Source organism: Pseudomonas rosaeacicularis, from assembly GCF_057128745.1.
Map to the genome: position 1 here is coordinate 39,897 of NZ_JBSKHT010000001.1, position 20,731 is coordinate 60,627.

Here is a 20,731-nt window from a genome sequence, read left to right on the forward strand (position 1 = left end):
GGATTCGGAGGGGTCAGGCGTTTTCAAAACCTTCCAGCACGTTCACGGCATTGACGCCGATTTCCTCGACGGCATAGCCGCCTTCCATCACAAACAGCGTCGGTTTACCCAACCGGGCAATGCGCTGGCCCATGCGCAGGTAATCAGGACTGTCGAGCTTGAACTGCGAAATCGGGTCGTCCTTGAACGTATCGACGCCCAGCGACACCACGATCACATCCGCGTCATAACGCTCGACCTCTGCGCACGCCTGCTCCAGCGCAGCGCACCACTGATCCCAGCCAATGCCGGCCGCGAGCGGATAGTTGAAATTAAAACCTTCCCCCGCGTCTTCGCCCAGCTCATCGGCGTACCCGAGGAAAAACGGAAACTCGGCCTCAGGATCGCCATGAATCGAAGCGAACAACACGTCACTGCGCTCATAGAAAATCGACTGCGTGCCATTGCCGTGGTGGTAATCGACGTCGAGGATCGCGACCTTTTTCTGGCCCTGATCGATGAATGCCTGAGCGGCAATGGCGGCGTTGTTGAGGTAGCAATAACCCCCCATCAAATCGCTAGCGGCGTGATGGCCGGGTGGACGGCAAAGGGCAAAGGCGCTGCGGGCGCCGTTTTGAATCGCTGCCTGCGCGGTCAGCGCCACTTGTGCTGCGCTGTAGGCCGCTTGCCAAGTACCCGCTGTAATCGGTGCGCCGCCGTCGAAGCTGTAGTAACCGAGCTGGCCGTGCAGACTTTTCGGCAGGACATGACGCAACGTGCGCGCAGGCCAGGTGAAGGGCAGCAGATCACCCTCGGTTTCTGTCTCGGCCCATCGGTCCCAGGCGCCTTTGAAAAAGTCGAGATAAGCGGCTGTATGGATTTTCTGGATGGGCGCGAGCCCAAAGTCCTGAGGGGCTTCGATCACGCCCAGTTGCCGGTCCTTCACCCGTTGCAGGACATGGTCGGCACGCGACGGCATCTCAAAGCACGGCATGAGTTGGCCGTCGATCAACTCGCAGCGGCCGTGGTGCAAGTGATGGTCGTCTGAATAAATCGTCAGCATTTTCTTGTTCTCCGCTTGCCTGGCTGGTGCTCCATTCTTGGCGTGAAAGGCGGTACACGGGAACGGCGCAAGCGGCCAAATGGGGACTTATTCGGCCAACAATATTGGCCGTATATCGCCCCTTAATAGCGCGCAATGCCCCGTTTAGAGGCAATTGGTAAGTGCAGTGAGTTAGCCGCGAAACTGACTGGGCGCTATACCGCTCCAGCGAATGAATGCGTGACGAAAGCTCGCGGTTTCGCTGAAGCCCAGTGCCTCAGCAATGCGATGAATTGGCAGGCGATCCTCATGCAGCAATTGCTTGGCGCGTTCGAAGCGTAGCTCGTCCAGCAGTTGTTGATAGCTGCTGCCAGTCGCCTGCAGGTGTCGGCGGAGACTGCGCTCCGAGCAGTTCATTTTTTGAGCAATCGCCCCCAGGCTTGGGGTTTGATCCAGCTGTGCGGCCAGCAAATGGCGGATGCGTCCCAGCCATGCCTGACGACCAGTGAACTCGATGTTCTGACGTCGGCAGCGTTCGCGCATGTCACGGTGGGTGATTGGATCGGCCAGCGGCAGCGGCTGGTCAAGCCAACTGCGGTCGAAGGCGAACGCGTTGTCGGCAGCGTGATTGAAGACCAGCGGGCACGCAAAACTGGCCTGATAACTGGACTGGTAATCGGGGGCTCCATGGGCAAACCGCACGGCCAGCAATGGCAGCGGCTTACCGAGCAAATCATCGCAAATGACCTTTAGCGAGCCGATGCACAACTCAGCGTTGAACACCTGCAAACCCTCATCGTCACGGTAGTCGCTGGCGCTGAACCAGAGGCGCTCGCCGTCCTCAATCAATGTCAGTTCGAACAGCGTACCGAGCAGCGCCGGGTATTCCAGCGCCAGCCTCAACGCGTCACCGAAAGTGGCAGCGGTGAGCAACGCGTAACCAAGAATCCCGTACGACGACACATGCATGCGCCGTCCCAGCTGCAAGCCGATTTCCTTGCGCAGCGCCACGGCATTGGCGCAGACCTGCATTTCTTGATAGGTGGTGATGCGGATATCAGGTCGGCTCAGGTCCGCCTCAGTGATCCCGCTCCCAGCCAGCAACGGCTCGCTGCTCAAACCCTCTGCCGCAAACGTACTGAGGACCAACGAAACAGCGTTGAGAGTGGTGAGGTGGGAGTGGAGCATGGTCTGCGTCCGATCGTTTTCGTTGATCGGTGTGGCAGCAAGTGTTGTGCCGGGCTCTGCATCAGACTTGGCCGTAGCAATTGTTAACGCTTGAAACTGCAACGGATGCGGTTTGTTGGCTAACTTTCAAGCCGGAGGCTGCCTCTTGAAATATCGACAAAACATACCCGTAACGGGTATATATCACTGGAGTTAAAGGATGGGAGTTTTGAAGCGAAGGGATTTTGCGAGGTGGCAGGCTGGTGAGGCGTTTTCAGACAGCGTTTTGTGTGAGGCTATCAAGGAAATGGAGCGTGGTCTGATCGATGCCGATCTTGGCGGCTGCCTGTACAAGAAAAGAGTGGCTCGTGCGGGCGGAGGCAAAAGCGGCGGCTATCGCACGTTACTCTCCGCAAAGTTAGGAAGCCGCTATGTGTTCCTGTTTGGATTTGCAAAAAGCGCTTGGGCTAATGTCACGGCGCAAGAGAAAAAAGCACTGCGCTATGCGGGCAAAGTTTTCCTGAGCTTGTCGAGTGATGACCTAAACCTGGCCCTGCAAGCCGGTACGTTGGAGGAAGTAGTTTGTGACTAGCAAAATTATCGAGTCCTTACGGGCGGACATCGCCGAGCTTCACCAGATCGGTGCAGTTGGCAAAGTCACCATGCGCGAATTCGAGGCTGTTTGCCCTACACCGGTCAAGGAATTGAGCGCCATGGACATAAAGGATTTGAGACTGGCCCTGAATTTTAGTCAGCCTGTGTTCGCGCTGCATCTGAACACGACCGTTTCCACGATCCGTAAATGGGAGCAGGGGGACAGCAGACCGGCAGGCCCCGCGCTGAAGCTTTTAAATGTGATCGCAACGAAGGGTCTGCAAGCGATCATCTGATTCTGCAGTCACGCCTCAGCGCAACTCCCCACACATATCCAGCTCCACGAGCCGACGCACTTCGTCCTGTGAAAGCCCTGCGCCAATTAGGGCGTGGAGCTTGCCGAACGCTGCTTCGCGGGTCATGCCGCCGCCGGACAAAACGCCTGCTTCGCGCAAACGGCTGCCGGCTTCGTAGACGTCAAGTTCAACGCCACCTTCATGGCACTGGGTGATGGCGACCACGCAAATCCCTTGCTGATGGGCGCGTTTCAGGCTCGAAAGGAAGCCCGGGTTGTCGCTGGGACCTGTGCCGCTGCCGAAGCATTCCAGCACCAAACCCTGGACGCCGCTGTCGATCAACGCATCGATCTGTGCAGCGCCGATGCCGGGGAACAGTGGCAGGACAGCAATGTTGGACAGGCTTTTCGGCCGGCGGTAATCCAGCGCCGCTGGCAGATGCGACGCAGCTTCACCACCCCGCGAGCGATTCAATGCGGCAAAGGGACTTCGCCCAAAACTGCGAATCTTCGCGCAACGCGTGGGCGCCAACAGCTCGCCATGGAAAAACAGATGCACGCCTGACGCCAGACCTTCTCCCAGCGCTGTCAGTGCGCCATTGACGTTTTCCCACGCATCGCTGTCCGGCACGCCGGCTGGTAGCATCGAGCCGGTAAACACCACAGGCGCATTCAATCCCAACAGTTGAAAACTCATGGCGGCGGCGCTGTAGGCCAACGTGTCGGTGCCGTGCAGGATCAGCACGGCATCGCAGCCATCGGTGTCCACGGCATCGACCACGGCTTCGCGCAATCGCTGCCAATACTCGGGCGTCATGTTGGCGCTGTCGATCAGTGGCGACATCTCGCGAAACGACCACTGCGGCACGGTCAGGTCGGGCAGGGCAGCGAGTTGCTCAGCCATCCGTGCCTCAAAGCCTGAAGCCGGAGCAAGCCCGTTTTCACTGGCCTGCATGCCGATGGTGCCGCCTGTGTACAGCACCTTCACCTGCTTTGCCGCAGCGAGCTGTTCGCGACTCATGTTTTTCCCCTGATTAGTTAACGTGCTTCCACGACCGGTTTGCCTGTCGCTGTCGCTTCGTTGGCAGAAACCTGCGCGGCGCCGGGCTTGGGCCATGCCTGCAAGTCCAGGTCCAGATCCGGGAATTTGCTCGAATCGAACACTGGGGTCTTAATCCCTGCCTTACGCTGGTCGTCGTAGTCACCGAGGATACGCAAGCCGATTTTGAACAGCATGGCCAGCGCGATCAGATTGACGAACGCCAGCAGCGTCATAGTGATATCGGCAAACGCGAACACGGTTCCCAGGTCCTCAACCGCACCCCACAGGATGAGCGCCAACACGAATGCGCGGTAGCTGATCAACGCCTTACGGTTCTCGCCAATCAGGAAGCGCAAGCTGTTTTCGCCCAGGTAATAGTTGTAGAGAATCGAGGTGAAAACGAACAACGACAAGGCCACGCTGATGAACAGTTTGCCCCAGTCACCCACTACCGCCGCCAGTGAGTTTTGGGTGAGGGCGATACCATCCCCTTCAAAACCCGGCGTATAAAAACCGGAGAGCAAAATCAGGAGCGCCGTGCAGGTGCAGATGACGAAGGTGTCGAGGAAGACGCTGAACGCTTGCACCACCCCTTGAGCGATAGGGTGTTCGACTTGCGCCACTGCCGCGACGTTGGGCGCACTGCCCAGGCCTGCTTCGTTGGCGAACACGCCGCGCTTTACGCCCATGACAATGGCGCTGCCGATCAGCCCGCCGAATACCGGGTCCAGGCCAAAGGCGCTTCGGACGATAGTCAGCAGCATTTCCGGGACATGCTCGAACTGCACGGCAATCACATAGATCGTCACAGCGATATAGACCAGCGTCTTCACTGGTACCAACAGGTCGGCGACAGCAGCGATGCGCTTGATCCCGCCGATGAACACCAGCCCGAGCAACGCGGCCAGCGCAATACCGGCGTAGGTTGGGGACACGCCGAAGGCATCGTTGAGCGAGTGGGTGACGGCGTGGGATTGCAGGCCGTTGAAGGCAAAACCAAAGGTCACCAGCAGCAATACCGCCATCACCATGCCCAGCCAGCGCTTACCGAGACCGTGCTGAATGTAGTACGAAGGGCCGCCGCGGTATTGGCCATCGGAATCGCAGCGCTTATACAGCTGGCCGAGGGAGCATTCGAAAAAGCTACTGGCCATGCCGACCAGGGCAGTGACCCACATCCAGAACACCGCGCCTGGGCCGCCCAGCGTCACGGCAATGCCGACACCGGCGATATTGCCTGCGCCCACACGACCGGCCAGGCTCAACATCAGCGCCTGAAACGAGCTCAATTGGCCCGAGCTGCTGCGAAGGCTGTCGCGGAACACGGCGAACATGTGAAAGAAGTGGCGCAATTGAACGAAACGCGAGCGGATCGTGAAATACCCACCGAGCCCGACGATGAGCACGATCAGTACCTTTCCCGAGAGGAAGTCGTTGATGACTTCAAGCATTGAATATTCCTCGCTGTTTTTGAGGGCCCGCACTATACCGGTGCGTGGCGTTGGCGTCTGTAAGCGGATTTCTTGACCTGCGGATAGCTGCGGACTTTTCTGTAGGAGAACTTGTTCGCGAGCCGGCCCAATTGAGAAGCGAAAACAGCTGCTCGCTAACAAGTTGGCTCCTACAGAACGCACGCGGGCTATGGGTCTTTCCCAGATATCCGGGCAAAAAAAAGGGCCTCAAGCACGAGGCTTGCGGCCCTCAAAAGGACGAGGGGTGTCTAGACCCTCAACCTGGTGATCGTTTGCAGCGGTATCGCGATCAAGCCTTGAGTGGCACCAGTCGCGGAGCAATCATGTTTTCCGGACGCAGGATGTCGGCGAGCATAACGTCGTCGAGCAAGCCTTCTTCGCGCACCAGTTCCAGCACCCCGCGCCCGGTTTCCAAGGCAATTCGGGCGATGCGGGTGGCGTTTTCGTAACCGATGTAAGGATTCAGTGCAGTGACTAGGCCGATCGAGTGCTCGACTAGTTCACGGCAGCGCGCTTCGTTGGCCGTGATGCCGACGATGCAGTGCTCGCGCAGCATGTCCATGGCGCGCTGCAGCAGGCGGATCGAGTCGAAGATCTTGTAGGCGATCAGCGGCTCCATCACGTTGAGCTGCAACTGACCGCCTTCGGCTGCGATAGTCAGCGCCAGATCATTGCCCATGATTTCGAAAGCGCACATGTTCACGGCTTCCGGGATCACCGGATTGACTTTGCCCGGCATGATCGAACTGCCCGGCTGACGCGCTGGCAGGTTGATTTCATTGATACCGGTGCGCGGGCCGCTGGACAGCAGGCGCAGGTCGTTGCAGATCTTCGACAGTTTGACGGCGGTGCGCTTGAGCATGCCGGAGAACAGCACGAACGCGCCCATGTCGGAAGTGGCTTCGATCAGATCGGCAGCGGGCACCAACGGTTGACCGCTGATGGCGGCCAGACGCTGAACGGCCAGATGCTGATAGCCCGGATCGGCGTTGATGCCGGTGCCAATGGCGGTACCGCCCAAGTTGACTTCGGTCAGCAGCTCCGGCGCCATGGTGCGCAAGCGATTAAGGTCTTCGGTCAGTGTGGTGGCGAAGGCGCGAAATTCCTGGCCCAAGGTCATCGGCACCGCGTCTTGCAGCTGGGTGCGGCCCATCTTCAGGACGTGGCTGAATTCCTGACCTTTGGCGGCAAACGCCTGGATCAGGCTGTCGAGGCTGGCGAGCAGAGCGTCATGACCCAGCAGCAGACCCAGACGAATCGCGGTCGGGTAGGCGTCGTTGGTGGACTGCGCCATGTTCACGTCGTTGTTGGGGTGCAGGTATTTGTATTCGCCCTTCTCATGGCCCATGGCTTCAAGCGCAATGTTGGCGATCACTTCGTTGGCGTTCATGTTGGTCGAAGTGCCTGCGCCGCCTTGAATCATGTCCACCACGAATTGATCGTGGAAGTCGCCGCGAACCAGCCGTGAGCACGCTTCACTGATGGCCGCGTGTTTGGCGGCGTTCAGGTGCCCGAGCTCATGGTTGGCGTCGGCGGCTGCCTGCTTGACCATGGCCAGTGCCACAACCAGCTTGGGGTAGTGAGAGATCGGGACGCCGGAGAGGTGAAAATTGTTCACCGCCCGTAGCGTCTGGATGCCGTAATAGGCCTCAGCGGGTACGTCGAGAATGCCAAGCAAGTCTTTTTCGGTGCGAAATGATGCAGCGCAGGACATGATAGAGAAAGTCTCAAGAAGGGCACGGACTAAGCCGGAACGCCTTGAATACTAGGCCTGAGGGCAAAATGGGACCAATGCTGTTAAGCGCTGGCCTATGCCTAAACGGCATAATGTTGATGTGACGTTCCGAATGTGACGAGCGTATGAATGATGTTGCGTGAGCCGTCGGCTTCTGTAGGAGCGAATTTATTCGCGAGACGGTGCGCCCGACCCGCTGCGTTCATTTGAATCGCCAACAAGTTGGCTCCTACAGGTATTGCGACGTCCGCAGGAGGACACGATGAATTTAGAGAGCAAATGGCTGGAGGACTTCAGTGCGCTGGCCGCCACGCGCAGTTTCTCCCAGGCGGCTGAGCGCCGATTCGTCACCCAGCCTGCATTCAGCCGGCGCATTCGCAGCCTCGAAGCCGCCTTGGGGCTGACGCTGGTCAATCGATCGCGCACGCCTATCGAGCTGACGGCGGCAGGCCAGCTGTTTTTAGTGACTGCGCGAACCGTGGTTGAGCAACTCGGTGAAGTCTTGCGCCATCTGCATCACCTGGAGGGCGGGCAGGGCGAGGTCATGCAGATCGCCGCAGCGCACTCCCTGGCGCTGAGCTTCTTTCCACGCTGGATCGCCCAACTGCGCAACGACGAGGGGCTGAACATCGCTACGCGTCTCGTCGCCACCAACGTGGGTGACGCGGTCCATGCGCTACGCGAAGGCGGGTGTGATCTGATGCTCGCTTTTTACGACCCGGACGCGGCCCTGCAAATGGACGCCGAGATATTCCCCTCGCTGCACCTTGGCATGACCGAAATGCTGCCGGTGTGCTCCGCGGACGCGGACGGCAACCCGCTATTCGATCTGGAAGGCGAAAACAGCGTGCCGTTGCTGGCCTATAGCGCGGGGGCATTTTTGGGGCGCTCGGTGAATCTGTTGTTGCGTCAACGCAGCGTTCGTTTCACCACCGTTTATGAAACCGCGATGGCTGACAGCCTTAAGGGCATGGCGCTCCAGGGCCTCGGCATAGCTTGGGTTCCCAGGTTGAGCATCACTTCGGAGCTTGCTCGTGGCGAGTTGGTGATCTGCGGCGGTACGCAGTGGCATGTGCCACTGGAGATTCGTCTTTACCGCTGCGCACTGGTGCGTAAAGCGAACGTGCGATTGCTGTGGCGCAAGCTTGAAAGCGCGGCGCAAATCGAGGCCGAAAAAGCCTCCTGACAGAAGGTCGTCGGGGGTGCTTTAAACGCATCGCTTTGCGCTATACTGCGCGGCCTTTGGCCGGTTGCACCGGTCATTATTCGTACGACAAGCCACGCCGGTTCTCCCGCGTGGCTTGTTGTTTTTAGACGCGCCTGCGGGCGCTCGATGAAGAGGCACGACGATGAGCGCACTGGTTGGCGTGATCATGGGCTCCAAGTCCGATTGGTCCACCCTTAGCCACACCGCCGACATGCTGGAAAAGCTCGGCATTCCGTACGAAGTCAAAGTGGTGTCGGCTCACCGCACCCCGGACTTGCTGTTCCAGTACGCCGAAGAGGCCGAAGGCCGTGGCATCGAGGTGATCATCGCTGGCGCAGGTGGCGCCGCCCACTTGCCAGGCATGTGCGCCGCGAAGACTCACCTTCCGGTGCTGGGCGTTCCGGTCCAGTCATCGATGCTGTCCGGCGTCGATTCCCTGCTGTCGATCGTGCAAATGCCCGCGGGTATTCCCGTGGCGACCCTAGCCATCGGCAAAGCAGGCGCGATCAACGCAGCCCTGCTGTCGGCCAGTATTCTGGGCGCCAAGCACCCGCAATATCATACGGTGCTGAAGAAATTCCGCGCTGAACAGACAGACAGCGTTCTGGACAATCCAGACCCGCGCCAGGCCTGAGGTTTTCATGAAGATCGGTGTAATCGGTGGCGGCCAATTGGGTCGCATGTTGGCTCTGGCGGGTACGCCGCTGGGGATGAACTTCGCCTTTCTCGACCCTGCGCCGGATGCCTGCGCAGCAGCATTGGGTGAGCATTTGCGTGCCGATTACGGCGACCAGGACCACTTGCGCCAGCTGGCTGATGAAGTAGATCTGGTGACCTTCGAATTTGAAAGCGTGCCAGCCGAGACCGTGGCCTTCCTGTCGCAGTTCGTGCCGGTCTATCCGAGCGCCGAAGCCCTGCGCATCGCCCGGGATCGCTGGTTCGAAAAGAGCATGTTCAAGGATCTGGGCATTCCGACGCCTGAGTTCGCCGACATCCAGTCCCAGGCAGACCTCGACGCCGCCGTTGCCCGCATCGGCCTGCCAGCGGTACTGAAAACCCGCACCCTGGGTTACGACGGCAAGGGCCAGAAAGTGTTGCGCACTGCTCAGGATGTGGTCGGCACCTTCGCCGAACTGGGCAGCGTGCCGTGTCTGCTCGAAGGTTTCGTGCCGTTCACCGGTGAAGTCTCGTTGATTGCCGTGCGTGCCCGTGATGGCGAAACCCGTTTCTACCCATTGGTGCACAACACCCACGACAACGGCATCCTGCGCATTTCCATTGCCAGCACCCATCACCCGCTGCAGGCCTTGGCCGAGGATTACTCAGGTCGCGTACTTAAGCAGCTGGATTACGTTGGCGTGATGGCGTTCGAGTTCTTCGAAGTGGACGGCGGTCTGAAAGCCAACGAGATCGCCCCGCGCGTCCACAATTCCGGGCACTGGACCACTGAAGGTGCAGAGTGCAGCCAGTTCGAAAACCACCTGCGGGCGGTGGCCGGATTGCCTTTGGGCTCGACGGCCAAGGTCGGCGAGAGCGCGATGCTCAACTTCATCGGTGAAGTGCCGGCGGTGGAAAAGGTTGTCGCCATCGACGACTGCCATCTGCATCACTACGGCAAAGCGTTCAAAGTCGGTCGCAAAGTCGGTCACGCCACAGTGCGCAGCCACGACCGCGCTAAGCTGGATCGTCAGGTGAAGCTGGTTGAGGCGTTGATCAAGGGTTGACTGACTGGGTCACCGTCTGGCCTGGGACGTTGTGGGAGGGAGTTTTGTAATTGAACCATTCCACACCCTCACATCTCTCATAGCGTGATGCCAATGCCGGTCTAGGCTTTGGCGTATCTATTCATACAGAGGGGCATCGCATGGGAATCATTGGAACCATCTTCATCGGCTTGATCGTTGGCTTGCTGGCGCGTTTCCTGAAGCCGGGCGACGACAGCATGGGCTGGATCATGACCATTGTGCTCGGCATCGCCGGTTCTCTGGCAGCCACCTACGGTGGTCAGGCGCTGGGTATCTATCAAGCAGGCGAGGGTGCTGGTTTCCTCGGTGCGTTAGTTGGTGCGATCGTCTTGCTGGTGCTCTACGGCTTGATCAGCAAAAAGTAATTGTGTGACCGGCCCTCTGCGCTAATGCGGCGCGGAGGGCTAGAATGCCGGCCAATCACTTACTTGCGCCGAGCCTTCAATGCGTCATCTTCTCCTCGCTTCACTGTTGCTGGTCTCCGGGCTTGCACACGCAGCTGATATCCCCGAAACCGACTGGCTGGCGCTGATGCCCAAGTCGGATCAGAACGCTCTCGAAGCCATGCCCGACATCGACCATAACTCTCCGGAAGCTCAGGGGGCGTTCGACAGCAAGGGCGGCTTGAAACAAAGCAAGGGCTTGCCCGCTGTCATGTATTCCACCAAAACCGTGCCCGCCATGAACGGCAAAAATATCCGTCTGGGCGGCTACCCGGTGCCATTGGAAACTGACGCCAAGGGCCGAAGCACGCTGTTCTTCCTCGTTCCATATCCAGGCGCCTGCATTCATGTGCCGCCACCGCCACCCAATCAACTGGTGCTGGTGCGGTATCCGAAGGGTTTGAAAATCGAAGACATCTATACGCCGCTGTGGGTGATCGGCGCGCTGAAAATCGAGACGGTCAACAACCACCTGGCCGATGCGGCCTACGCGCTGGATGCGTCGAAGGTGCGGGTGGTGACAGAAGCGGATTTGTAGGCGACGTGTAACCTGTTGGAGCGAGGCTTACCCGCGAAGCGTTTAATGAGGAATTCCGCAAGAGTCGCTGTACAAAGCTTCGCGGCCAAGCCTCGCTCCAACAAGGGTGTGAAATTAGGCCTCAGATAGCGGCGCTGCCCAAACACTCACACTCATCACATGCATCTCATCAGGCGCAATCGTCACGACATCGCTCATGACGTTGGCCGTCTCGACACAGACCATGCCCTGCCAGCCATCGGGCTGCATGTCCGAAAAAGTCTTGGTCTTCTCGATCCACGGGTTCCATAGCACGGCAGAGTTGGAGCCGAGGGTCTGGATGTGGATCTTGCGGTTCCAGGCGGGGTCGACAATGGACAGCAGTTCAGGCGTGTCCTGATAGATGCGGTCGGTCTCGGCGCTGAAGGTCAGATCGCCTGACTGCACATTCTCTTCGTCCCAGCTCACCAGCGTGTTCAGGTATTTCACGCCATCGAGCCCTTCGACGCTGACCTGATGCACGTCGCTGACCGCAAAGTAGCTGTGCAACGCTTGACTCAGGGTGACGGGCTCAGTCCCGGCGTTGAAGCTCACTAGGCTGACGTTCAGGGCATCATCCAGGCGAATGTGCAGCTTCAAGCCGACCTTGTGTGGCCAGTCCGGCAATTGCCCCTCTGCCTGCGGCTGGATGAACTCGATGATCAGCGCGTCGCCGTCTTCGCCCATGCCCATCAATTCCCAGTCGATAGCGCGTACTTCGCCGTGGGCGTTGGCCGGCTCGGCGCTTTGGCGCATTGTCTGGACAGATTGTGGATTGCGCTGGAAATTACCGAACCACGGCCAGCAGATCGGCATGCCGCCACGAATTGCTTTGCCCTTCTTGAAAACGGCGCCGGGATTGGACCAGATCAGTGGCTGCTGCCCGTCGAGCTGATAGCTGACGATATGGGCCCCCTGCTGAGCGATCACCAATTCGGCATGGCCGTGGCGAATGCGCCAGCAGTTGAGCTCGTCGAGCACGATGGATTCGACTTGCGTCGTGGGCGTTTGCGGCGTTGGCATAAGGTACTCACTCAAAGGACAGTGACTGAATCAGACTCAGCCAAGCTTGATCAGTTTACTGCGCAATGCCAAGCGCGACGAAGCCAGACGTCGCCAGCGTCAGCGGCGAGCGGGTACCGAGCGGGTGCGGCCACTGCCATCGATGGCGACGAAGACGAATACCGCCTCGGTCACTTTGCGCCATTCACTGGACAGTGGATCATCGCTCCACACCTCGACCATCATCTGAATCGAGCTGCGGCCGATTTCCAGCGTCTGCGTATAAAAGGACAGCTGCGCGCCCACCGCGACCGGCACCAGGAATGCCATGCGGTCAATCGCGACCGTTGCTACACGTCCGGCGGCGACTTTGCTGGCCATTGCTGTGCCAGCCAAATCCATCTGCGCCACCAGCCAGCCGCCGAAAATATCGCCGAAACCGTTGGTCTCGCGCGGGAGTGCGGTGATTTGCAAAGCGAGATCGCCCTGCGGAATTGGATCTTCTTGTTCGAGCTCGATCATGCCTGTGCCTCTAACCACGACTCTCAAAGCCGTGGATACCATTTAAAAAGGGAAACTCTGCGAAATCGACTTGGTTAAATGCTTTCGCACAAATTCCCTGCGCTGACCGGGGCTGAGTCGCGGCCGGCAGTATATCGGGCGACGGCTGAAGCTTCGACCGCCCGGTTCGCATTTTGACCGTCAGATGTTTCTATCAATGTGCATTTAGAAACAATTTGCTATCGTGCCGGACCGATTTGGCCTACCACGCCATCTCTGGCACGCAATTTTGATGCCCGATTGCACAAGTCGAGTCGATAAATCGCGTGGGTCGCCGACACCCTCGGCCTTCGTTGCTATTGATCGTTCGCCCCAATTGAGCCTCAAAAGAGAAGCGATTTTCATGTCCTCTGTGTCTTCAAGTGCTGCGCAACCGTCGCGCCCACTGACCCGTAACGATTACAAAACTCTGTCGCTGTCTGCCTTGGGTGGCGCGCTGGAGTTCTACGATTTCATCATTTTCGTGTTCTTCGCCGCCGTGGTGGGCAAGCTGTTCTTCCCGGCGGACATGCCGGAATGGCTGCGATTAATGCAGACGTTTGGCATTTTTGCCGCCGGTTATCTGGCTCGTCCGCTGGGCGGCATTGTCATGGCGCACTTTGGCGATCTGCTGGGCCGCAAGAAGATGTTCACCCTGAGCATTTTCCTGATGGCGGTCCCGACCTTGATCATGGGCCTGCTGCCAACCTATGCGCAGATTGGCATCTGGGCGCCGTTGTTGCTGCTGCTGATGCGCGTAATCCAGGGTGCGGCCATCGGCGGAGAAGTGCCAGGGGCGTGGGTATTCGTTTCCGAACACGTTCCCGCACGTAACGTCGGTTACGCTTGCGGCACGCTGACCTCCGGTTTGACCGCCGGTATTTTGCTCGGCTCACTGGTCGCCACTGCTATCAACAGCGTCTATAGCCCGGTCGAGGTTTCGGACTACGCCTGGCGGATTCCATTCCTGCTCGGTGGCGTGTTTGGTCTGATGTCGGTCTACCTGCGTCGCTGGCTGCACGAAACCCCGGTTTTTGCTGAATTGCAGTTGCGCAAGGCACTGGCCGAGGAAGTCCCGCTCAAGGCCGTGTTGCGTGATCATCGTGGCGCCGTGGTGTTGTCGATGGCCTTGACCTGGCTGCTGTCGGCAGGAGTTGTAGTGGTCATCCTGATGACCCCGACCATTCTGCAAACGGTTTACGGATTCAGCCCCGCCGTGGCGCTCAAGGCCAACAGTCTGGCGATCGTCTTTCTGAGTCTGGGTTGCATCGCGGCCGGTGCGCTGGCAGATCGCTTTGGCGCCGGGATCGTATTTCTGATCGGCTCGCTGTGCCTGCTGATCACCTCTTGGGCGTTTTACCATTTGGTCGGCGCCCATCCGGATCTGCTGTATCCGCTGTACGCCATCACCGGATTGTTCGTGGGCACCATCGGCGCAGTCCCCTTTGTGATGGTCAAAGCCTTCCCGCCAGCAGTGCGCTTTTCGGGATTGTCGTTCTCGTACAACCTGGCCTACGCCATCTTCGGCGGCCTGACCCCGATGGTTGTGACCTTCATGCTCAAGGCCAACCCAATGGGCCCGTCTTGGTATGTGGCGATTCTGTGTGCGCTGGGCATGGGGATTGGCGTGTACTTGCTGGTGAGAAAGCCGGTCTGAGACACAACGCGCCGCCATAACGATGCGAAGAGAAGGCCGTTATCCGACGTTAGGAAACGGCCTTTCATCTTTTTGTCATATTCCCTTCATAGAGTAGTCATAAGGCCATCATCATTCCGGCCATCTTTTGTTAACCTCGCCAGGAGCAAGGCATGACACTCAAGCGTTTGATGACGGCACTGACTTTTGTGGCCGCCGGTGCAGCAGCGGGCAGCGCGTTCGCCGCCGTTGATCCAGCGATCAAGCCGTACGTCAAAACCAGCGGTGTGTCGGGCAATCTTTCCAGCGTCGGCTCTGACACCTTGGCTAACTTGATGACCATGTGGGCTGAGGCCTACAAGAAAGAATACCCAACCGTGAACATCCAGATTCAGGCCGCAGGCTCCTCGACAGCGCCCCCGGCCCTGACCGAAGGCACTGCAACGCTCGGGCCCATGAGCCGCAAGATGAAAGACGGTGAACTGTCCGCCTTCGAACAAAAACATGGCTACAAACCTACGGCGATCCCGGTCGCTGTTGATGCGTTGGCTGTATTCGTTCACAAAGACAACCCGATCAAAGGCCTGACCCTGCAGCAAGTGGACGCGATCTTTTCCGCGACCCGGCTGTGCGGCGCCAAGACCGATGCAAAAACCTGGGGTGATGTCGGCTTGACCGGCGACCTGGCGGGCAAGTCGATTCAGCTGTTTGGTCGCAACTCGGTGTCCGGCACCTATGGCTACTTCAAAGAAGAGGCGTTGTGCAAAGGCGACTTCAAGGCCAACGTCAACGAGCAACCTGGCTCGGCCTCGGTGGTGAGCTCGATCAGCAGTTCGTTGAACGGCGTCGGTTACTCGGGCATTGGTTATAAAACGTCCAGCGTGCGCACTGTCCCGCTGGCCAAGAAGGAAGGCGGCGAGTATGTCGAAGACAACGAAGCCAACGCCTTGAACGGGACCTACCCGCTGGCCCGCTTTCTGTATGTGTACGTGAACAAAGCGCCGAACAAACCGCTAGCGCCGCTGGAAGCCGAGTTCATTCGCCTTGTCTTGTCCCGACAAGGTCAGGAAGTTGTCATGAAAGACGGTTACATTCCTCTTCCAGCCAAGGTGGTTTCCAAGGCCTTGGCTGATCTGGGATTACAAGAAGGTGCTGCGGGCGTCGTAGCTAAATAACCCTGATGCGGGACGAACAGTTCGCTCCGCTCAAAAGAACAAGCAGGCCTTATGGATCGAGGCTCGCCATACAAGCGTCAGTCCGCTGCCACGATCCCAGGGCGGCGGGCTTTTTTGCGTCACCGCGCTGTAATGTATTTGTCATACAGGGCCGCTAGGGTGTGCGCATGAATGATTTGGCCAATTCATCGATGACCGAAAAATCTCCACCCGCGCGCATTGATTTCAATACGCCGGCGATGCAACGCAAGCGCCGAATGCGCGCGCTCAAAGACCGACTGACCCGCTGGTATGTACTGGTTGGCGGTCTTGCTGTGTTGGCCGCGATCACCCTCATCTTCTTTTATCTGGCCTACGTCGTCGCGCCGTTGTTCAAAGGCGCCGACTTGACCGCGCAAACACCGCTAACCCCCGCCTGGATGCAAGACGCTGGCAAGCCGATGGTCCTCACCATCGAAGAGCAGAATCAGGTCGGCATGCGCGTGTCGGACAAAGGCGAAGCGCTATTTTTCAGGCTCAGCGATGGCGCCGAGCTCAACCGCGTGGCGTTGCCGATCCCGGCGGGTGCCCGCGTGACCTCGGTGGGGCAGGATCAGCCCGGCAAGCCACTGCTGGCCGTCGGTTTGTCCACAGGGCAGGTGCTGCTTTTCAAGCACGCGTATGCCGTGACCTATCCTGACAACAAAAAAACCATCTCGCCCGTGATTTCCTATCCCTATGGCGAAGCGCCGCTGACGCTTGACGAAGCAGGGCGCGCCATCGAGCACGTCAACCTCAATGCTACCGATTCCACGCTGATTCTCGCGGGCTCGACCGGCACCCAATTGCACGTCCTGTCCCTGACTCAGGCAGAGAACCTGATGACCGGCGAGACCACCCACGAGCAGAATCGCATCGATCTGCCGCAGCTGTCGGCAGCGGTGAAAGCCATTTACGTCGATCCCCGTCAGCAATGGCTGTACGTGATCAATGGCCGTGCCCAAGCCGATGTCTTCGACCTGCGTGATCGCACACTCAACGGTCGCTACAAACTTCTCGAAGATGCCAACGCAGAAATCACCGCCAGCACGCAGTTGGTGGGCGGGATTTCGTTGGTGATCGGTAACTCCCGTGGCGGCATCGCTCAGTGGTTCATGGCCCGCGATACCGACGGCGAGCAGCGCTTGCAGCACATTCGCGACTTCCAGATGGCTGGCGCCCCGATTACCCAGATCACTGCCGAGCAGCGCCGCAAAGGTTTTATCGCGATGGACGCCTCGGGCAAGCTCGGGGTGTTTCACAGCACGGCCCATCGCACGCTGCTGGTTCAGCAAGTGTCCGAAGGGCCCGGCGTGATCGGTATGTCCCCGCGCGCGGATCGGGTGGTGGTCGAGCAGGGCGGCAGGCTATTGCCGCTGGACCTGGAAAACCCGCATCCGGAAGTCTCCTGGAGCGCGTTGTGGGGCAAGGTCTGGTACGAGAACTACGACTCACCTCAATACATCTGGCAGTCCACCGCCTCTAACACCGATTTCGAGCCCAAGCTCAGCCTTGCCCCGTTGACCTACGGCACGCTGAAAGCGGCGTTCTACGCCATGGTGCTCGCCGCGCCGCTGGCGATTGCCGCCGCAATCTATACCGCTTACTTCATGGCACCGGGGATGCGCCGCAAGGTCAAGCCGGTGATAGAGCTGATGGAAGCGATGCCGACGGTGATCCTCGGCTTCTTCGCCGGGTTGTTTTTGGCGCCTTATCTGGAAGCTCATTTGCCGGGCATTTTCAGCCTGCTGATTTTCACCCCGATTGGCATCTTGCTGGCGGGCTTCTTGTGGACCCGGCTACCCGATTCCATTCGCCTGCGCGTGCCCGATGGCTGGGAAAGTGCGATTTTGGTCCCGGTGGTTCTGTTGGTGGGCTGGGTTTCGTTGGGCATGAGTTCGCACCTGGAAAACTGGTTCTTCGGCGGCGACATGCGCTCCTGGATCACCAACGACCTGAAAATCACCTACGACCAGCGTAACGCCCTGGTGGTCGGCATCGCTATGGGCTTTGCGGTGATTCCCAATATCTATTCCATCGCCGAAGACGCCGTGTTCAGCGTGCCGCGCGGCCTGACACTGGGCTCGCTGGCGTTGGGCGCGACGCCGTGGCAGACCTTGACCCGCGTGGTCATTCTGACTGCCAGCCCGGGGATATTCTCGGCGCTGATGATCGGCATGGGCCGTGCAGTGGGCGAAACCATGATCGTGCTCATGGCTACCGGCAATACGCCGATCATGAACATGAATATGTTCGAAGGCATGCGCACGCTGGCGGCAAACGTCGCGGTGGAGATGCCGGAGTCCGAAGTGGGAGGCAGTCATTATCGAGTGTTGTTCCTCGCCGCGTTGGTGCTGCTGATGTTCACCTTCGCCATGAACACCTTGGCAGAGCTGATCCGTCAGCGCCTGCGCAAGAAATACTCGTCTCTCTAAGGAAGGTAGAAGTTCGTGAAACAGAACTCCCTCAAGAGCTGGCTTAGAAGCGGCGCCCCCGGCGTCTGGCTCAGCGCGGGCGCCGTTTCCATCGCGGTGATCATGACCGTGGGCCTGTTGCTGGTCATTGCCGTGCGCGGGCTGGGGCATTTCTGGCCGGCCGACCTGATTCAGGCCCAATACGATGTGCCCAGCCAGGAAAAACACGTGCTGGTGGGCGAACTGGTGCAGTCCGAGCTGGTGCCGCGCGCGCGCTTGAAAGCCGCAGGCCTGCCGGTTCCGGATCAAGGCCCGGAATTCATGACCCGCGACCTGATCAAGGTCGGTAACCGCGACATCGGGCCCAGCGATTTCAGTTGGGTGGTGGGCGAGTGGCTGACCGAGCAACGCAGGCCTGCCGAACTGATGACCCTGGAGCGCCGCGAGTGGGGCAATTTTTACGGGTATCTGGTCAACGTCAAAGAGAGCGGCAAGGTCGTTGCTGAAGGGGAGGCCGCGTGGCCGACCTTGCAGGAGCGTATCCAGCGCGTCGAAAAGCTCGCGGACGAACTGGCCAGTCTGGAAAAGGGCGACATTGGTGCCATTAACCATGGCATCGAGCGCTTGCGCCTGAAGGCGCGCAAGCTTGAACTCAATGGCGAACTGACTCCTGCAGCCCAGGCCGACATGGCCAGTGAGCGCGCAGAATACGACGCCCGTTACAAAGACATCGAGTCGCGTCTGGGCGCCCTGCACGAAGCCTTCAATCGCGACAGCCTCACCGCTCGCGATGCTAACGGCACAGAAGTCGAAATCAGTCTCGGCAAAGTGGTTCACGCCTATCAGCCGAACGCGATGGGCACGTTCACCAAGCTCGGCTTCTATTTCCAGAAGCTGTGGGAATTCCTCAGCCAGGACCCGCGCGAAGCCAACACCGAAGGCGGGATCTTTCCGGCGATTTTCGGCACCGTGATGATGACCCTGATCATGGCGGTGATCGTTACGCCGTTTGGCGTGCTCGCAGCGGTCTACCTGCGTGAATACGCACGGCAGGGGCCGATCACCCGTTTGATTCGCATCGCTGTGAACAACCTGGCAGGCGTGCCGGCGATTGTCTACGGCGTTTTTGGGTTGGGCTTTTTCGTTTATGTGCTCGGCGGTTCGCTGGATCGGCTGTTCTTCGCAGAAGCGCTGCCAGCTCCTACCTTTGGTACGCCCGGCTTGCTCTGGGCTTCGCTGACTCTCGCGCTGTTGGCCGTGCCGGTGGTGATCGTTGCCACCGAAGAAGGTCTGGCGCGTATTCCACTGAGCCTGCGTGAAGGCTCGCTGGCGCTGGGTGCGACCAAGGCCGAGACGCTATGGAAGATCGTTTTACCCATGGCCAGCCCGGCGATGATGACCGGTTTGATCCTCGCCGTGGCGCGGGCCGCTGGCGAAGTGGCGCCGCTGATGCTGGTGGGCGTAGTGAAGATGGCGCCCTCGCTGCCGCTGGATGGCAATTACCCGTATTTGCACCTGGATCAGAAGATCATGCACTTGGGCTTTCACATCTACGACGTCGGCTTTCAAAGCCCGAACGTCGAGGCGGCGCGCCCGCTGGTGTACGCCACGGCGCTGCTGCTGGTGCTGGTGATCGCCTTGCTCAACCTGTCGTCGGTGACGCTGCGCAACCATTTGCGCGAGAAGTACAGGGCGTTGGATATTTGATGAGCTTCAAGCTTCAAGCTTCAAGCTTCAAGCTACAAGCGGAAGGCCAGAGCCAGCCGCAGTTTTTTTACTTGCGGCTTGCAGCTTCAAGCTTGCAGCTAAGAACGGAGTGAGCCTAATGCAACAAGATCCTCCTGCACGCGCCATCAACATGTCGGCGCTGGGTCGTAAACGCCAAAGCCTTGATCTGGCGAGCGAGTCAGTGGCCCTGGAAGTGCCGGGCTTGAGCTTGTTCTATAACGACAAGCAGGCGCTGTTCGACATCAGCATGAACATCCCCAAGCAACGCGTGACGGCGTTCATCGGGCCGTCGGGCTGTGGCAAGTCGACACTGCTGCGCACGTTCAATCGCATGAACGACCTGGTCGACGGCTGCCGCGTTCAAGGCGCGATCAATCTGGACGGCCACGATATCTACACCAAGGGTGAGGACGTCGCCGAATTGCGCCGTCGTGTCGGCATGGTGTTCCAGAAGCCCAACCCGTTCCCCAAGACCATTTACGAGAACGTGGTCTATGGCCTGCGGATTCAGGGGATCAATAAAAAACGCGTGCTCGACGAAGCGGTCGAGTGGGCGTTACGCGGCGCGGCGTTGTGGGATGAGGTCAAAGACCGTCTTCACGAATCCGCGCTGGGCCTTTCCGGCGGTCAACAGCAACGTCTGGTGATCGCCCGCACTATCGCCGTTGAGCCTGAAGTATTGCTGCTGGATGAGCCGTGTTCGGCGCTTGACCCGATTTCGACCCTCAAAGTCGAAGAACTGATCTACGAACTGAAATCCAAATACACCATTGTGATCGTTACCCACAACATGCAGCAGGCGGCGCGTGTGTCGGATTACACCGCCTTCATGTACATGGGCAAGCTGGTCGAGTTCGGTGACACCGATACGTTGTTCACCAATCCGACCAGGAAACAGACTGAAGACTACATAACCGGTCGTTACGGCTAGCACGTGCTTC

General features: G+C 59.0%; 19 protein-coding genes. 12 read left to right on the forward strand and 7 right to left on the reverse strand.

The genetic code is table 11. The features are described 5' to 3' along the window. Nucleotides 1-13: 13 nt before the first annotated feature. Nucleotides 14-1,042, reverse strand: a complete 1,029-nt coding sequence (locus tag ACWKWM_RS00170) for a histone deacetylase family protein (RefSeq protein WP_483844193.1) — start codon at nucleotides 1,040-1,042, stop codon at nucleotides 14-16. 171 nt (nucleotides 1,043-1,213) lie between these two features. Then, the gene (locus ACWKWM_RS00175) at nucleotides 1,214-2,209 is read right to left on the reverse strand and encodes an AraC family transcriptional regulator (protein WP_483844194.1); all 996 of its coding nucleotides are present in this window, start codon (nucleotides 2,207-2,209) and stop codon (nucleotides 1,214-1,216) included. 199 nt (nucleotides 2,210-2,408) lie between these two features. Between ACWKWM_RS00175 and ACWKWM_RS00180 the strand changes: the two genes are divergently transcribed. Both ACWKWM_RS00180 and ACWKWM_RS00185 read left to right on the forward strand, forming a co-directional pair. Then, complete coding sequence (locus tag ACWKWM_RS00180; protein WP_483844195.1) at nucleotides 2,409-2,780, forward strand: type II toxin-antitoxin system RelE/ParE family toxin; 372 nt, start codon at nucleotides 2,409-2,411, stop codon at nucleotides 2,778-2,780. Further along, nucleotides 2,773-3,078 (forward strand): helix-turn-helix domain-containing protein, encoded by a 306-nt coding sequence (locus tag ACWKWM_RS00185; protein WP_483844196.1) that lies wholly within the window; start codon nucleotides 2,773-2,775, stop codon nucleotides 3,076-3,078. The genes ACWKWM_RS00180 and ACWKWM_RS00185 overlap by 8 nt, the downstream gene beginning before the upstream one ends. Nucleotides 3,079-3,093: 15 nt before the next feature. Here the strand turns inward: ACWKWM_RS00185 and ACWKWM_RS00190 are convergent, their stop codons facing one another. The 3 genes from ACWKWM_RS00190 to ACWKWM_RS00200 all read right to left on the reverse strand — a co-directional run bounded on the left by ACWKWM_RS00190 (nucleotide 3,094) and on the right by ACWKWM_RS00200 (nucleotide 7,305). Continuing rightward, nucleotides 3,094-4,098, reverse strand: coding sequence for an asparaginase (locus ACWKWM_RS00190; RefSeq protein WP_483844197.1), 1,005 nt, complete (start codon nucleotides 4,096-4,098; stop codon nucleotides 3,094-3,096). A 17-nt stretch (nucleotides 4,099-4,115) separates the two neighbouring features. Further along, a complete protein-coding gene (locus tag ACWKWM_RS00195; protein WP_483844198.1) occupies nucleotides 4,116-5,570 on the reverse strand; it encodes an alanine/glycine:cation symporter family protein in 1,455 nt (484 codons plus the stop codon). 310 nt (nucleotides 5,571-5,880) lie between these two features. Next, on the reverse strand, nucleotides 5,881-7,305 hold the full coding sequence (locus tag ACWKWM_RS00200) for an aspartate ammonia-lyase (RefSeq protein WP_483844199.1): 1,425 nt from the start codon (nucleotides 7,303-7,305) through the stop codon (nucleotides 5,881-5,883). 283 nt (nucleotides 7,306-7,588) lie between these two features. Between ACWKWM_RS00200 and ACWKWM_RS00205 the strand changes: the two genes are divergently transcribed. The 5 genes from ACWKWM_RS00205 to ACWKWM_RS00225 all read left to right on the forward strand — a co-directional run bounded on the left by ACWKWM_RS00205 (nucleotide 7,589) and on the right by ACWKWM_RS00225 (nucleotide 11,259). Next, entirely contained in the window at nucleotides 7,589-8,512 is a 924-nt protein-coding gene (locus ACWKWM_RS00205; protein WP_483844200.1) for a LysR substrate-binding domain-containing protein, read from the forward strand. A gap of 163 nt (nucleotides 8,513-8,675) precedes the next feature. After that, nucleotides 8,676-9,167, forward strand: a complete 492-nt coding sequence (gene purE, locus ACWKWM_RS00210; RefSeq protein ID WP_483835197.1) for a 5-(carboxyamino)imidazole ribonucleotide mutase — start codon at nucleotides 8,676-8,678, stop codon at nucleotides 9,165-9,167. A 7-nt stretch (nucleotides 9,168-9,174) separates the two neighbouring features. Next, on the forward strand, nucleotides 9,175-10,257 hold the full coding sequence (locus tag ACWKWM_RS00215; protein WP_483844201.1) for a 5-(carboxyamino)imidazole ribonucleotide synthase: 1,083 nt from the start codon (nucleotides 9,175-9,177) through the stop codon (nucleotides 10,255-10,257). Between the two features lie 140 nt (nucleotides 10,258-10,397). Next, entirely contained in the window at nucleotides 10,398-10,643 is a 246-nt protein-coding gene (locus ACWKWM_RS00220) for a GlsB/YeaQ/YmgE family stress response membrane protein (RefSeq protein ID WP_483844202.1), read from the forward strand. A gap of 79 nt (nucleotides 10,644-10,722) precedes the next feature. Then, a complete protein-coding gene (locus tag ACWKWM_RS00225) occupies nucleotides 10,723-11,259 on the forward strand; it encodes a DUF3299 domain-containing protein (RefSeq protein WP_483844203.1) in 537 nt (178 codons plus the stop codon). 114 nt (nucleotides 11,260-11,373) lie between these two features. Here ACWKWM_RS00225 and ACWKWM_RS00230 read toward each other — a convergent pair whose 3' ends face one another. Beyond that, entirely contained in the window at nucleotides 11,374-12,300 is a 927-nt protein-coding gene (locus ACWKWM_RS00230; RefSeq protein ID WP_483844204.1) for a D-hexose-6-phosphate mutarotase, read from the reverse strand. 99 nt (nucleotides 12,301-12,399) lie between these two features. Then, a complete protein-coding gene (locus tag ACWKWM_RS00235) occupies nucleotides 12,400-12,801 on the reverse strand; it encodes an acyl-CoA thioesterase (RefSeq protein ID WP_331187845.1) in 402 nt (133 codons plus the stop codon). 382 nt (nucleotides 12,802-13,183) lie between these two features. Between ACWKWM_RS00235 and ACWKWM_RS00240 the strand changes: the two genes are divergently transcribed. From ACWKWM_RS00240 to pstB, 5 genes are all read left to right on the forward strand, one after another. Beyond that, complete coding sequence (locus tag ACWKWM_RS00240) at nucleotides 13,184-14,476, forward strand: MFS transporter (protein WP_483844205.1); 1,293 nt, start codon at nucleotides 13,184-13,186, stop codon at nucleotides 14,474-14,476. 152 nt (nucleotides 14,477-14,628) lie between these two features. Further along, nucleotides 14,629-15,630, forward strand: a complete 1,002-nt coding sequence (locus tag ACWKWM_RS00245; protein ID WP_483844206.1) for a phosphate ABC transporter substrate-binding protein PstS family protein — start codon at nucleotides 14,629-14,631, stop codon at nucleotides 15,628-15,630. A 167-nt stretch (nucleotides 15,631-15,797) separates the two neighbouring features. Beyond that, on the forward strand, nucleotides 15,798-18,083 hold the full coding sequence (locus ACWKWM_RS00250) for an ABC transporter permease subunit (protein WP_483844207.1): 2,286 nt from the start codon (nucleotides 15,798-15,800) through the stop codon (nucleotides 18,081-18,083). A gap of 15 nt (nucleotides 18,084-18,098) precedes the next feature. Further along, nucleotides 18,099-19,769, forward strand: a complete 1,671-nt coding sequence (gene pstA / locus ACWKWM_RS00255) for a phosphate ABC transporter permease PstA (protein ID WP_483844208.1) — start codon at nucleotides 18,099-18,101, stop codon at nucleotides 19,767-19,769. Between the two features lie 118 nt (nucleotides 19,770-19,887). After that, nucleotides 19,888-20,721, forward strand: a complete 834-nt coding sequence (gene pstB / locus ACWKWM_RS00260) for a phosphate ABC transporter ATP-binding protein PstB (protein WP_483844209.1) — start codon at nucleotides 19,888-19,890, stop codon at nucleotides 20,719-20,721. Nucleotides 20,722-20,731: the final 10 nt, after the last annotated feature.